Here is a 12,555-nt window from a genome sequence, read left to right on the forward strand (position 1 = left end):
CGGCAGCCTCCTGGTCCGCGGCCTGGGGCTGCGCGACCCGGACACGACCGCGGCCGTCTTCCGCCGGCTGGCGACCACCCTGATGCCCGACCGGGAGTCCTTCGCGCCCCGGCGGACCTACGAGGACGGTGTGTACTCCTCGTCCAAGTGGCCGCCGAACCAGCAGATGTGCATGCACCACGAGCTGAGCTACGCGCTGGAGTTCCCCGGTCTGATGCTGTACGCCTGCCTCGACGCACCCGACCAGGGCGGCGCCACCGCGGTCGCCGACGCGCCTGCCGTGCTCGACGCGCTGCCCGCCTCCCTCACCGCACGGTTCGAGCGGGAGGGCTGGCTGCTCACCCGGACGTACAACGACGAGATCGGGGCGAGCCTCGCCGAGGCCTTCGGCACCGAGGACCGCGCGGCCGTCGAGCACTACTGCCGGACGCAGGCCATCGAGTTCGCCTGGCAGAGCGACGGCTCCCTGCGCACCCGGCAGCGCCGCAGCGCCGTGGTCCGCCACCCGGTCACCGGGCGGCGCTGCTGGTTCAACCAGATCGCGTTCCTCAACGAGTGGACCATGGACCCCGAGGTGCGCGAGTACCTGGTGGACGTCTACGGCTCCGACGGTCTCCCCTTCAACACCCGCTACGGCAACGGCGATCCGGTCGACGAGGACGTCGTACTGATCATCAACGAGGTGTACGGGGCCCACACCGCACGCGAGCCGTGGCACTCCGGTGACCTGCTGCTCGTCGACAACATCCGCACCGCACACAGCAGGGAGCCCTTCGAGGGGCCCCGTGAGGTGCTCGCCGCCCTGGGCGACCCGGTCCGGCTGACCGACTGCGCACCGACCATCGAAGTGAGGGCCTCATGACCACCACGGACGAGAACGGCACGACCACCACGGAACCGGGAACGCTGACGCCTCCCCCGTTCTCCGTCGTCTCCGGCGCCCAGGTCCACGAGGCCCTGCACGGGCGGGAGTCCGAGATCGTCGACCTCGTCGAGGCCGTGTACCGGCTGCACGGCGAGGGCGACTCGGTGAACCCGCCGTCGTACTTCCTGCGCTTCCCGGACCGTCCGTCTTCCCGGATCATCGCGCTGCCCGCCTCGATCGGCGGGCCGGTGGGGGTGGACGGCCTGAAATGGGTCTCCAGCTTCCCCGGGAACACGGCGAGCGGTCTGCCGCGCGCCTCGGCCGTACTGATCCTCAACGACCACGACACGGGCTATCCGTTCGCGTGCCTGGAGAGCTCGATCATCAGCGCCACCCGGACGGCGGCCTCGGCGGCCCTCGCTGCCGACCGGCTCAGCCGCGACCGCGCCCGGCCCACCCGGGTCGGTTTCGTCGGGACGGGTCTGATCGCCCGCTACATCCACACCCATCTGGCCGCCACCGGCTGGTCGTTCGAGGAGACCGGGGTGTACGACCTGTCCGCGGACAGCGCGGCCGGCTTCAGCGGCTATCTGGAACGGTCGGGCACCAAGGGCCGGATCACCGTGCACGACAGTGCCGAGTCGCTGGTCCGCTCAAGTGACCTGCTGGTCTTCGCCACCGTCGCGGCCGAGCCGCACATCCACGACCCGGCGTGGTTCTCCCACGCCCCGCTCGTTCTGCATGTGTCGCTGCGCGACCTGGCGCCGGAGATCCTGCTCGGCTCGGCCAACTTCGTGGACGACGTCGAGCACTGCCTGAAGGCGGACACGTCACCGCACCTGGCCGAACAGCTCACCGGCGGCCGCGACTTCCTCGACGGCACGCTGGACGACGTGCTCTGTGGGCGGGTGACCGTACCGGCGGACCGGACGGTGGTGTTCTCGCCCTTCGGCCTCGGGGTCCTCGACCTCGCGGTCGGCAAGTTCGTCCACGACGAGGTGGCCCGAAGGGGCGAGCCGCACGTCGTCGACGGCTTCTTCCACGAACTGCGCCGGTACGGCTGACCGGCGGGCACCGCGCCACGCGAGGAGCGGAGCGCGGTGCCGCATGAAGGAGGGGGACATCATGCCCGTCATATCCGAGCCCACACAGTTCAACGAGGACGACCTCTACGTCGACCTGAGGGCGGCACTGGGGCTGCCGCTCTTCCTGAAGTGCGAGGGGTTCAACTTCGCGGGGTCGATCAAACTGAAGGCGGCGACCGAGATGGTCAACACAGCCGAGCGCGACGGCACCCTGCGACCGGGGTCCGTCATGGTCGAGTCGTCGTCCGGGAACCTCGGCGTGGCGCTGAGCATGATCGCGGCGAGCCGTGGCTACGGGTTCCTGTGCGTGACCGACTCGCGCTGCAATCCGGCGACCCGGCGGATGATGGAGGCGCTGGGGAGCGTCGTCCATGTGATCGACGAACCCGATCTGCACGGCGGCTTCCTGGGCGCGCGGATCGCGTACGTGAGCGCGGTGTGCGCCTCGGACGACCGGTACGTCTGGCTCAACCAGTACGCCAACGAGGGCAACTGGCGCGCGCATTACCGCACCACGGCACCAACCATCGCCCGCCGTTTCCCGCACCTGGACGTGCTGTTCGTCGGGGCCGGCACCACCGGCACCCTGATGGGCTGCGCGCGCTGGTTCTGGCAGCAGCGGCGCCGGGTGCGGATCGTGGCCGTGGACACCGTCGGCTCGGTCACGTTCGGGGGGCCGCCCGCTCCCCGGATGATCCCCGGTCTGGGCATGGCCGTCCGTCCGCCGCTGCTCGACGAGTCCTACGTGGACGACGTGGTGCACGTCCCGGAGCCGGACACACTGCGTGCCTGCCGCCGGCTGGCCGCCCGGGGCTTCCTGTTCGGCGGCTCCACCGGCACGGTGGTCAGCGGCGCCTCCGACTGGCTGGCCCGCTACGGGCGGCGCAACCTCACCGCGGTGGCGATCGCGCCGGACCTCGGCGAGCGGTACCTCGACACGGTCCACCGCCCGGGCTGGGGGGTGAACGTCCACGGCGAGGACACGCTCGGCGGCTCCGGCGAACTGGCCGCCCTGTCGCACCCCGCCTGACCGGTACGGTCAATTTGACTCGATCGTGTGATGATCGACGCCCGGGGTTGCCGGGCCTTTGGCCGATCGAGCTAATGTCGCCGCGTGATCTGGGACGCCGAGTACGGCGCCGGCGTGCGGGGCCCCTGCTCCACCAGCGAGATGGTTCAGGGCCTCCCCGTCGCCTCTGGCCGCACCCATAGGCCAGGTCGCGAGGGAATCCGCCCGCCCGGAGCGGACCACGGACATGATCCGTGTCGCCGCCCGGGATGCGAAAGTGGACGACCAGTGCGCCCAACACCGTTCGGGGCGTGCGACTGAGCGGGGCCACTCCTGCTCAGTACAAAGGAACGGTAGGTTCGCAGACATGGCGAGCACTCACATCGTGGCCAACCAGCCCCCACCGCTGACCGGCTACGACGTCTACACCGCCGACCGCGCCCTGACGGGCGCGGTCGACCGGCACCTCGACCCACAGCTGCTCGACGAGGCGCACGGCGATCTGTCGGCCCTCGGGCTGACCTCCGGATCGGCTCAGGTCCAGACGTGGGGGGCGCTGGCCAACGAGAACCCGCCGACGCTGCGCACCCATGACCGCTACGGCAACCGGGTCGACGAGGTCGAGTTCCATCCGTCCTGGCACCGGCTGCTCGGCAAGGGTGTCTCGGCGGGCCTGACCGCTGCGTGGTCACGGCCCGGCGGGCATGTGCGGCGCGCGGCCGCCTTCGTGGTCTGGGCGCAGGTCGAGGCGGGGAACGGCTGCCCGCTGTCGATGACGCACGCGGCGGTGCCCGCGCTGCGCACCGACCCGGCACTCGCCGCCGAGTGGGAGCCCCGCCTCACGTCCATGGTCTACGACCAGGATCTGCGGCCCGCCGGGCAGAAGGCCGGTGTGCTCTTCGGGATGGCCATGACGGAGAAGCAGGGCGGCAGCGACGTACGCGCGAACACGACGACCGCGCGAGCGCTGGCCGAGGACGGGACGTACGAGCTGACGGGCCACAAGTGGTTCTGTTCGGCGCCGATGTCGGACGGCTTCCTGGTGCTGGCGCAGGCTCCCGGCGGGCTGACGTGTTTCCTGGTGCCGCGGGTCCTCGCGGACGGCACACGGAACGTGTTCCGCATCCAGCGGCTCAAGGACAAGCTGGGCAACCGGTCGAACGCGTCGGCCGAGGTCGAGTTCGACGGCACATGGGCGCGCCGGGTCGGGGACGAGGGCCGCGGGGTGCGCACCATCATCGGAATGGTCGCGGCGACCCGGCTGGACTGCGTGCTCGGCTCGGCGGGGCTGATGCGGCAGGCCGTCTCGCAGGCGGTCCACCATTCCACGTACCGCGAGGCGTTCGGCGGCAGGCTGATCGACAAGCCGCTGATGCGGAACGTCCTGGCGGACCTGGCCCTGGAGTCGGAGGCCGCGACGACGCTCGGGCTGCGCCTGGCCGCCGCGTACGACGACGGGGGCGAGCAGGAGCGGGCGTTCCTGCGGATCGCGGTACCGGCCGCGAAGTACTGGGTGACGAAGCGGTGCACGCCGGTCGCGGTCGAGGCCCTGGAGTGCCTCGGCGGCAACGGTTACGTGGAGGAGTCGGGCATGCCCCGGCTGCTGCGCGAGTCGCCGCTCAATTCCGTCTGGGAGGGTGCGGGCAACATCCAGGCGCTGGACGTCCTGCGCGCCCTGCAACGCGAACCGGCGGCCCTCAACGCCTACTTGCAGGAGGTCGGCAGGGCCCGCGGCGCCGACCACCGGCTGGACGGCGCGATCAAGAACCTGCTGACCGAACTCGCCGACCTGGACGGCATCGAGGGACGCGCCCGGCGCCTCGTCGAGCGGATCGCGGTGGTGCTCCAGGGCTCGCTGCTGGTCCGGTTCGCGCCGCCGGAGGTCGCCGACGCGTTCTGCGCCTCACGCCTGGGCGGTGACTGGGGAGCGTCGTTCGGGACGCTGCCGCACACCCTGGATCTCGGCTCGGTGGTGGAGCGCGCGCGGCCCGTTTCCTGAGCCGCCGTCAACTCTCGTACGGGGCACGGGGGTGGTGCTGCGCCGACACGGCACCACCCCCGTTCCATGGCCCCGTTGAGCGGAGCACGCACGCCGCGCGAGGCGGCGTTGCGCCAATTTTTGGACACACGGCGGAAGTTCACCAGGGTTGCAGAGGGTTGCAACCTCTCCGCACCCTGCGTGAAATCTCCCCCTCGCGTCCGGACTGTCGCCGTCCGCGACGGACAGACGGCACTATGAGACGTGCAGTCAGTACGGGTTTCTGGTCCCACGGCCGGGCGGCCGGGGCCGGTTGCCCGCTCAGGCTCTCCGGGAGGACCCAGTGGTGTACTCGCCGATGGACGTGACGCGGCTCGCAGGTGTGGACGCAGCGCAGGCGGCACGGGTGCTCGACGAGGTGCGCAACGCGACGCTGGCCGGAGAGCACGCCCGGCCCGGTCCGCGGCCGGTCATCGGGGAGTCCTGGGGACGGATGCTGCGCTGCGGTGTCGACCCCGACCACGACTTCCGGGCCGGGGTGCTCGGTCCCGACGAGGTCGAGCGGCGCCGGCGCGACTCCCCGCTGCGGCACGTCCTCCCCGTACTGCGGCAGGGGCTGTTGTCGGTCGCGGACGTCACCCACCACATCATGGTCGTGGCGGACGCGCAGGGCCGGGTGCTGTGGCGCGAGGGCAGCCGGTCGGTGCTGCGCAAGGCCGACGGGTTCGGCTTCGAGATCGGCGCGGACTGGCGCGAGGAGGTCGTCGGCACGAACGGTGTCGGCACGCCCGCCGTCGTCCGCCGCCCCGTCCAGGTCTTCGCCGCCGAGCACTTCGTACGCACCCACGCCACCTGGACCTGCACGGGCGCGCCGATCACCGACCCGCGCGACGGCCGGATGATCGGGGTCGTGGACATCAGCGGGCCCTGGGAGACCATGCACCCGGCGACGCTCGCCTGGGTCGACTCGGTCGCCAAACTCGCCGAGGCGCAACTGCGGGAGCGGCATCTGACCTCGCTTGACCGGTTGCGCGCGGTGGCCGCTCCGGTCCTCGCCCGGGTCACCGGCCGCGCGCTGGCCGTCGACAAGGACGGCTGGACCGCCGCGATCACCGGTATGCCGTACGTGGACAGGCTCGCGCTGCCCAGCACGATCGGCGCCGACCGGATCTGGCTGCCCACGCTCGGCCCGTGCTCGGTGGAACCGCTGCCCGGCGGCTGGCTGGTGCGTGTCTCGGACGAGGAGCCCGCGCCCCGCGGCGCCACCCGGATCGCCCTCGACCTGTCGCAGCCGCGCCGCTGGTCGGTGACCGTGACGGGCGTCACCGGCACCTGGACCCACGAACTGAGCCCGCGGCACGCCGAGTTGCTCTACCTCCTGGCCCTGCACCGCACCGGCCTCAGCGCCGCCGCACTGGCCGACGACCTGTTCGGCGACCCCGCCCGCACGGTGACCGTACGCGCCGAGATGTCGCGCGTACGCCGATATCTGGGGGCGGTCCTGGACCACCGGCCGTATCGTTTCTGCGATGCGGCGGAGGTCCAGACGCTCCTACCACCGGACCCCCTGGACCTGCTCCCCCACTCAACGGCGCCGGGAGTACTGAGGGCAAGGCGGGCCGTCCCTTCTTAGGGGGCGGTAGCCCCTGCCTTTTAAGGGGCGCGGGGAACTGCGCGACAAGCCCCCACCGACCGGCAGCCAAAACACGACACCCCCGCCCAACCCGCAGAGCGAACCCGGCTACTCCCGACCTATTCCGGGGTATTCGACCGGACTCGCCACACCCTGACGTACCATCCTTCCCACGGCCCCCCACATCTGTCCCCTCCAGCACTCAACCGCCGGATCGCAGGAGGCAGTTGGCCGACGACGGGAGGACCTATGACGTACCGAGGCAGACACCGCCGCCGGACGAAGGGGCGTGTCCTGCGGGCCGCACTGTCCGGGACCGCCCTCGCCCTCACCGCCGCCGCCACCATCATCAGCACCTCGCAGGCCGCGGGGAGCGACAACCCGGGCCCGCTGACGTCGATCACCTCGTCCTCCGAGGTCAACAAGCTCCAGCTGCACGAGAACCTGGTCAGCGGCACGACGCTCGACACGCTCCAGAGCGGAATGGGCGGGAGCGTCGGGGTCGACGCCGTACTGAAGAGCGCCAACCACCCGATGCGGAACAAGGCCGACTGCGACGCCACCGAGTCGGCCGCCCTGCCCGTCGAGCCGACCGCCACCCGCGCCTACTGCTGGGACAGCGGGGACGCGACGACACAGAAGTGGCTGCCGCAGTCCGTCACCACCTCCGGGGACGCCGACAACGACGGCAAGTGGGGCAACGACCGGGTCATCCTCGCGGGCTGGACGCACAACGACCAAAAGGCGGGCGAGCCGGCCGACGACAAGGGCCTCGCCCGGATCGCGTTCATCGACGCGAACGACCCGGACAACCTCAAGTACCGCTGGGTCCTGCTGGTCGCCCCGCTCTCCGGCGGCAAGGACTTCGGAGCCGTCCGCTCCCACGTCGGCGGCATGGTCTGGTACCAGGACAAGCTGATCGTCACCGCGAAGAACGGCGCCGACCACAACAACGCGCTGTTCGTCTTCGACATGAACCGCATCCTGCAGGCCGACGTCAACAGCACCGAGATCGGCAAGGTGAGCGGCGGCTGGTCGGCGCGCGGCTACCAGTACGTGATGCCGGCCATCGGCTCGTACAACCTCACCGGCGGAGCCTGTTCCGCGAGCAACAACAACGCGGTCCCCTGCTTCGGCTCGATCTCCCTGGACCGTACGTCGACACCGGACAGCCTGGTCGCGAACGAGTGGTTCAGCTCGGGCGGCAGCGAGCCTGCCCGCGTCTGGCGCTACTACTACAGCACCGCGAGCGACCGCACGGGCCTGCTCGACAGCAACGCCAGTGACAACGTGAACGCCGACGAGGCGTACGAGACCAAGGCCGTCGGGCTGCAGGGCGTCCTCTCCCACAAACCGAGCGGCGCGAGCAAGGCCGACTGGTACACGGGGTACGCGCCGGGCACCCGCGACCAGCACGGCACGCTCTGGCGGCAGAACGAGAGCACCGCCAAGGCCGCGAAGTGCGGGGGCGGCGGGTCGTACGCCTGCTGGGGCCAGCACACCGAGTCCCTGTCGTACTGGCAGGAGACCGGCGAGCTGTGGACCCTCACCGAGTGGGCGGCGAACAAGGACAACGAATGGGAGCTGCCCGCCATCCCGGAGCGCGTCCTGTACGCGGTCCCGCTGTCGGAGGTCGACGGCTCGGTGGAGTGATCCGAACGTCAACGTGAGCACCCGTGGAGGCGGGCCCCGCTTTGGAGCGGGGCCCGCCTTCGTGGTTCTCTGGCCCGCATGAGCATCGCTGTGACCACTTGGTCCCTGGAGCAGGTCTCCCCGGCCGAGCAGCTGCCCGCCGCCGCCCCCGACGGCGACGTCCGGATCGTCCGCGCCGAGGTGCCCTCCCCCGAGTTCAGCCGCTACCTGTACGCGGCGGTCGGCGGCGACATCCGCTGGACGGACCGGCTCGGCTGGACGTACGCGCAGTGGCAGGAGGACCTGGACCGGCCGGGCGCGGAGACCTGGGTCGCGTACGACCGCGGGACCCCCGCCGGGTACGTACAGCTGGACCCGCAGGACGACGGCGTCGTGGAGATCGTCTACTTCGGGCTGATCCCCGCCTTCCGGGGCCGGCGCATCGGCGGGCACCTCCTCTCCCACGGCGTGGCACGGGCCTGGGACCTGGCCGACCGCTGGCCGGGGCGGGCGCAGACGAAGCGCGTCTGGTTGCATACATGCAGCAAGGACGGGGAGCACGCGATGGACAACTACCTGCGCCGCGGCTTCAAGCTCTTCGACACCAAGGTCGAGGAGGAGCCGGACGTGACGGCACCCGGGCCCTGGCCAGGGGCGCACAGCGACTGACCTGGCACGACGTGGCCCGATCCGGGCCACGCGGCCGGCCATGTGACCGACACCACCCTTGTCTTGCATAGCGGGACAAGGGTGTCCGCATCGTGGACGAAGCTGGACTGTGTCCAGATCGCCGTGACACGCTTCCGTCATGTCTGGAACTGGAATTGCCTTGGTGAGTCGGCGGCACGTCGACCTCGGCCGCATGTCCAGCGCCATCTGTCCGGCCTGCTGACACAAGGCACCGGGGGCCTTTGACCCCGAGCCCAGCACTGCCGACATCCCCTTTGTCTCGCCTTGCGCAAAGACGCGCCCGTATGCCCGTATGCGCGCATACACGCAGGTCGAAGCCGCATCCGCCTGTCCCGAAGGACGTAGAACCATGGCCGCCACCCCACAGAATCCCGCTGCCGCAACGCCCCGCCGCAAGGTGAGCCGTCACCGCGGCGAGGGTCAGTGGGCCGTGGGTCACTACACCCCGCTCAACGGCAACGAACAGTTCAAGAAGGACGACGACGGTCTCAACGTGCGGACACGCATTGAGACGATCTACTCCAAGCGGGGCTTCGACTCCATCGACCCCAACGACCTGCGCGGACGCATGCGCTGGTGGGGCCTCTACACCCAGCGCAAGCCCGGGATCGACGGCGGCAAGACCGCGATCCTGGAGCCCGAGGAGCTGGACGACAAGTACTTCATGCTGCGGGTGCGGATCGACGGCGGACGCCTCACCACCCAGCAGCTGCGGGTCATCGGCGAGATCTCGCAGGAGTTCGCGCGGGGCACCGCGGACCTCACCGACCGGCAGAACGTCCAGTACCACTGGATCCGTATCGAGGACGTCCCGGAGATCTGGGAGCGCCTGGAGGCCGTCGGGCTGTCCACGACCGAGGCCTGCGGTGACACGCCCCGTGTGATCCTCGGCTCGCCCGTCGCCGGGATCGCCGAGGACGAGATCATCGACGGCACCCCGGCCATCGAGGAGATCCACCGCCGGGTCATCGGCAACAAGGACTTCTCGAACCTGCCCCGCAAGTTCAAGACCGCGATCTCCGGCTCGCCGCTGCTCGACGTGGCGCACGAGATCAACGACGTCGCCTTCGTCGGCGTGAACCACCCGGAGCACGGCCCCGGCTTCGACCTCTGGGTCGGCGGCGGCCTCTCCACCAACCCGAAGATCGGCCAGCGCCTCGGCGCCTGGGTCCCGCTCGACGAGGTCGCGGACGTCCACATCGGCGTCCTCTCGATCTTCCGCGACTACGGCTACCGGCGCCTGCGCACCCGCGCCCGGCTGAAGTTCCTGGTCGCCGACTGGGGCGTCGAGAAGTTCCGCCAGATCCTTGAGGACGAGTACCTGCAGCGCAAGCTCGTCGACGGCCCGGCTCCCGACCAGCCGGTCGCCCGCTGGCGCGACCACGTCGGTGTGCACCGGCAGCAGGACGGCCGCTACTACGTGGGCTTCGCCCCGCGCGTGGGCCGCGTGGACGGCGCGACCCTCACCAAGATCGCCGAACTGGCCGAGGCGCACGGCTCCGGCCGGCTGCGCACCACCGTCGAGCAGAAGATGATCGTGCTCGACGTGGAGCAGGACCGGATCGACTCGCTGGTCGAGGGCCTGGAGTCGCTCGACCTGACCGCCAGGCCCTCGCCCTTCCGGCGCGGCACGATGGCCTGCACCGGCATCGAGTACTGCAAGCTCGCCATCGTCGAGACCAAGGCCCGCGGCGCCTCCCTGATCGACGAACTGGAGCGCCGCATCCCCGAGTTCGACGAGCCCATCACCATCAACATCAACGGCTGCCCGAACGCCTGCGCCCGTATCCAGGTCGCGGACATCGGTCTCAAGGGCCAGTTGATGCTGAACGACCAGGGCGAGCAGGTCGAGGGCTACCAGGTGCACCTCGGCGGCGCGCTCGGCCTGGAGGCCGGGTTCGGCCGCAAGGTCCGTGGCCTGAAGGTCACTTCGGACGACCTGCCCGACTACGTGGAGCGCGTACTGAAGCGTTTCGAGGAGGAGCGCGAGGACGGCGAGCGCTTCGCCACGTGGGCCACGCGGGCTTCCGAGGAGTCGCTGTCATGAGTGAGCGCGCGGCGCCCTTCTACTGCCCCTACTGCGGCGACGAGGACCTGCGTCCCAGCGAGCAGGGGCACGGCGCGTGGGAATGCGCGGCATGCAATCGAGCCTTCCAACTGAAGTTCCTCGGGCTGCTGTCCCGAGGGGTTCAGCGCAACGACGGTGGAGGGGACGAGATATGACGACCGTTCAGACCGATACCGATACCGAGAATCAGACCGACCTTGAGAGCGGCCGGGACGCCGAGCTCAGGACTCTCGCCGAGCAGGCCGGCCGCGACCTGGAGGACGCCTCCGCCCTGGAGATCCTCCAGTGGGCGGTGGACACCTTCGGCAAGCAGTTCTGCGTGACCTCCTCGATGGAGGACGCGGTGGTCGCCCACCTCGCCTCCCGGGCGAGGCCCGGCGTGGACGTCGTCTTCCTCGACACCGGCTACCACTTCGAGGAGACCATCGGCACCCGGGACGCGGTCGAGGCCGTGATGGACGTCAACGTCATCACGCTCACCCCGCGCCAGACCGTGGCCGAACAGGACGCCGAGTACGGGCCGAAGCTGCACGACCGCAACCCCGACCTGTGCTGCGCGCTGCGGAAGGTCAAGCCCCTCGAAGAAGGGCTCACCAAGTACAGCGCCTGGGCGACGGGCCTGCGCCGCGACGAGTCCCCGACCCGGGCGAACACCCCGGTCGTCGGCTGGGACGAGAAGCGCCGCAAGGTCAAGATCTCGCCGATCGCCCGCTGGACGCAGGACGACGTCGACGCGTACGTCACCGAGCACGGCGTACTCACCAACCCCCTGCTGATGGACGGCTACGCGTCCGTCGGCTGCGCCCCCTGCACCCGCCGGGTGCTTGAGGGCGAGGACGCGCGCGCCGGCCGCTGGGCGGGCCGCGCGAAGACCGAGTGCGGGCTGCACGGCTGACCATGGCTGCTGCTTCGATGAATTCGATGAACCAGGAGATTCAAGTGACCGGAGCCACCATCTGGCTCACGGGTCTGCCGAGCGCCGGCAAGACCACCATCGCGTACGAACTGGCCGGACGGCTGCGCGAGGAGGGCCACCGCGTCGAGGTGCTCGACGGCGACGAGATCCGTACGTTCCTGACGGCGGGCCTCGGCTTCAGCCGCGAGGACCGGCACACGAACGTACAGCGCATCGGTTTCCTCGCCGACCTGCTGGCCCGCAACGGCGTCAAGACGCTGGTGCCGGTCATCGCTCCGTACGCGGACAGCCGCGAGGCGGTGCGCAAGCGCCACCAGGCGAGCGGGGCCGCGTACCTCGAAGTGCATGTCGCCACTCCGGTCGAGGTGTGCAGCGAGCGGGACGTGAAGGGTCTGTACGCCAAGCAGGCGGCGGGCGAGATCTCGGGTCTGACCGGGGTCGACGACCCGTACGAGGAGCCCGAGTCGCCCGATCTGCGGATCGAGTCGCACACCCAGTCCGTGCAGGAGTCCGCGGCGGCGCTTCACGCGCTGCTCGCCGAGAGGGGTCTCGCATGACGACGACCGTTGCCGACGTCTCCGAGGAGGGGACCGACAGCCCGTACGCGCTCTCGCATCTGGACGCTCTGGAGTCCGAGGCGGTGCACATCTTCCGCGAGGTGGCGGGTGAGTTCGAGCGG

Annotated in this window: 12 protein-coding genes and 1 pseudogene; all 13 read left to right on the plus strand. The window is 70.5% G+C overall.

The window, feature by feature from the left end:
- Positions 1-862: TauD/TfdA family dioxygenase (locus O3Q52_RS36570; RefSeq protein WP_269652920.1), on the plus strand; the 862-nt coding region annotated here is incomplete at its 5' end.
- Positions 859-1,929: a 2,3-diaminopropionate biosynthesis protein SbnB gene (gene sbnB, locus O3Q52_RS36575; protein WP_269652921.1), complete on the plus strand. Its 1,071-nt coding sequence runs from the start codon at positions 859-861 to the stop codon at positions 1,927-1,929. The genes O3Q52_RS36570 and sbnB, both read left to right, overlap by 4 nt.
- Positions 1,930-1,990: 61 nt before the next feature.
- A complete protein-coding gene (sbnA, locus tag O3Q52_RS36580) occupies positions 1,991-2,980 on the plus strand; it encodes a 2,3-diaminopropionate biosynthesis protein SbnA (protein WP_269652922.1) in 990 nt (329 codons plus the stop codon).
- Positions 2,981-3,326: 346 nt separating this feature from the next.
- Positions 3,327-4,958, plus strand: a complete 1,632-nt coding sequence (locus tag O3Q52_RS36585) for an acyl-CoA dehydrogenase family protein (protein WP_269652923.1) — start codon at positions 3,327-3,329, stop codon at positions 4,956-4,958.
- A 322-nt stretch (positions 4,959-5,280) separates the two neighbouring features.
- On the plus strand, positions 5,281-6,570 hold the full coding sequence (locus O3Q52_RS36590) for a helix-turn-helix domain-containing protein (protein WP_269652924.1): 1,290 nt from the start codon (positions 5,281-5,283) through the stop codon (positions 6,568-6,570).
- A 249-nt stretch (positions 6,571-6,819) separates the two neighbouring features.
- Positions 6,820-8,223, plus strand: a complete 1,404-nt coding sequence (locus tag O3Q52_RS36595; protein WP_269652925.1) for a hypothetical protein — start codon at positions 6,820-6,822, stop codon at positions 8,221-8,223.
- Between the two features lie 78 nt (positions 8,224-8,301).
- Positions 8,302-8,871 (plus strand): GNAT family N-acetyltransferase, encoded by a 570-nt coding sequence (locus O3Q52_RS36600; protein WP_269652926.1) that lies wholly within the window; start codon positions 8,302-8,304, stop codon positions 8,869-8,871.
- A gap of 139 nt (positions 8,872-9,010) precedes the next feature.
- Positions 9,011-9,094 (plus strand): putative leader peptide, encoded by an 84-nt coding sequence (locus tag O3Q52_RS54265; protein ID WP_313904670.1) that lies wholly within the window; start codon positions 9,011-9,013, stop codon positions 9,092-9,094.
- Positions 9,095-9,241: 147 nt separating this feature from the next.
- Positions 9,242-10,939: a nitrite/sulfite reductase gene (locus O3Q52_RS36605; RefSeq protein WP_269652927.1), complete on the plus strand. Its 1,698-nt coding sequence runs from the start codon at positions 9,242-9,244 to the stop codon at positions 10,937-10,939.
- Complete coding sequence (locus O3Q52_RS36610; protein ID WP_055616311.1) at positions 10,936-11,115, plus strand: hypothetical protein; 180 nt, start codon at positions 10,936-10,938, stop codon at positions 11,113-11,115. Before O3Q52_RS36605 ends, O3Q52_RS36610 begins: the two co-directional genes overlap by 4 nt.
- On the plus strand, positions 11,112-11,855 hold the full coding sequence (locus tag O3Q52_RS36615; RefSeq protein ID WP_269652928.1) for a phosphoadenylyl-sulfate reductase: 744 nt from the start codon (positions 11,112-11,114) through the stop codon (positions 11,853-11,855). Before O3Q52_RS36610 ends, O3Q52_RS36615 begins: the two co-directional genes overlap by 4 nt.
- A gap of 17 nt (positions 11,856-11,872) precedes the next feature.
- Positions 11,873-12,433: an adenylyl-sulfate kinase gene (cysC, locus tag O3Q52_RS36620; protein ID WP_269652929.1), complete on the plus strand. Its 561-nt coding sequence runs from the start codon at positions 11,873-11,875 to the stop codon at positions 12,431-12,433.
- Positions 12,430-12,555: pseudogene (locus O3Q52_RS36625) on the plus strand (sulfate adenylyltransferase small subunit); the annotation flags it as partial. The gene cysC and the pseudogene O3Q52_RS36625, both read left to right, overlap by 4 nt.

Origin of the sequence: Streptomyces sp. ActVer (assembly GCF_027270795.1) — a bacterium.
GTDB classification, from domain to species: Bacteria; Actinomycetota; Actinomycetes; order Streptomycetales; family Streptomycetaceae; genus Streptomyces; species Streptomyces umbrinus_A.

Bases quoted from the DNA above. Each gene is read 5' to 3' on its own strand.
- sbnB (WP_269652921.1), top strand. From the start codon at position 859: ATGACCACCACGGACGAGAACGGCACGACCACCACGGAACCGGGAACG.
- sbnA (WP_269652922.1), top strand. From the start codon at position 1,991: ATGCCCGTCATATCCGAGCCCACACAGTTCAACGAGGACGACCTCTAC.
- O3Q52_RS36585 (WP_269652923.1), top strand. From the start codon at position 3,327: ATGGCGAGCACTCACATCGTGGCCAACCAGCCCCCACCGCTGACCGGC.
- O3Q52_RS36595 (WP_269652925.1), top strand. From the start codon at position 6,820: ATGACGTACCGAGGCAGACACCGCCGCCGGACGAAGGGGCGTGTCCTG.
- O3Q52_RS36600 (WP_269652926.1), top strand. From the start codon at position 8,302: ATGAGCATCGCTGTGACCACTTGGTCCCTGGAGCAGGTCTCCCCGGCC.
- O3Q52_RS54265 (WP_313904670.1), top strand. From the start codon at position 9,011: ATGTCTGGAACTGGAATTGCCTTGGTGAGTCGGCGGCACGTCGACCTC.
- O3Q52_RS36605 (WP_269652927.1), top strand. From the start codon at position 9,242: ATGGCCGCCACCCCACAGAATCCCGCTGCCGCAACGCCCCGCCGCAAG.
- O3Q52_RS36610 (WP_055616311.1), top strand. From the start codon at position 10,936: ATGAGTGAGCGCGCGGCGCCCTTCTACTGCCCCTACTGCGGCGACGAG.
- O3Q52_RS36615 (WP_269652928.1), top strand. From the start codon at position 11,112: ATGACGACCGTTCAGACCGATACCGATACCGAGAATCAGACCGACCTT.
- cysC (WP_269652929.1), top strand. From the start codon at position 11,873: ATGAATTCGATGAACCAGGAGATTCAAGTGACCGGAGCCACCATCTGG.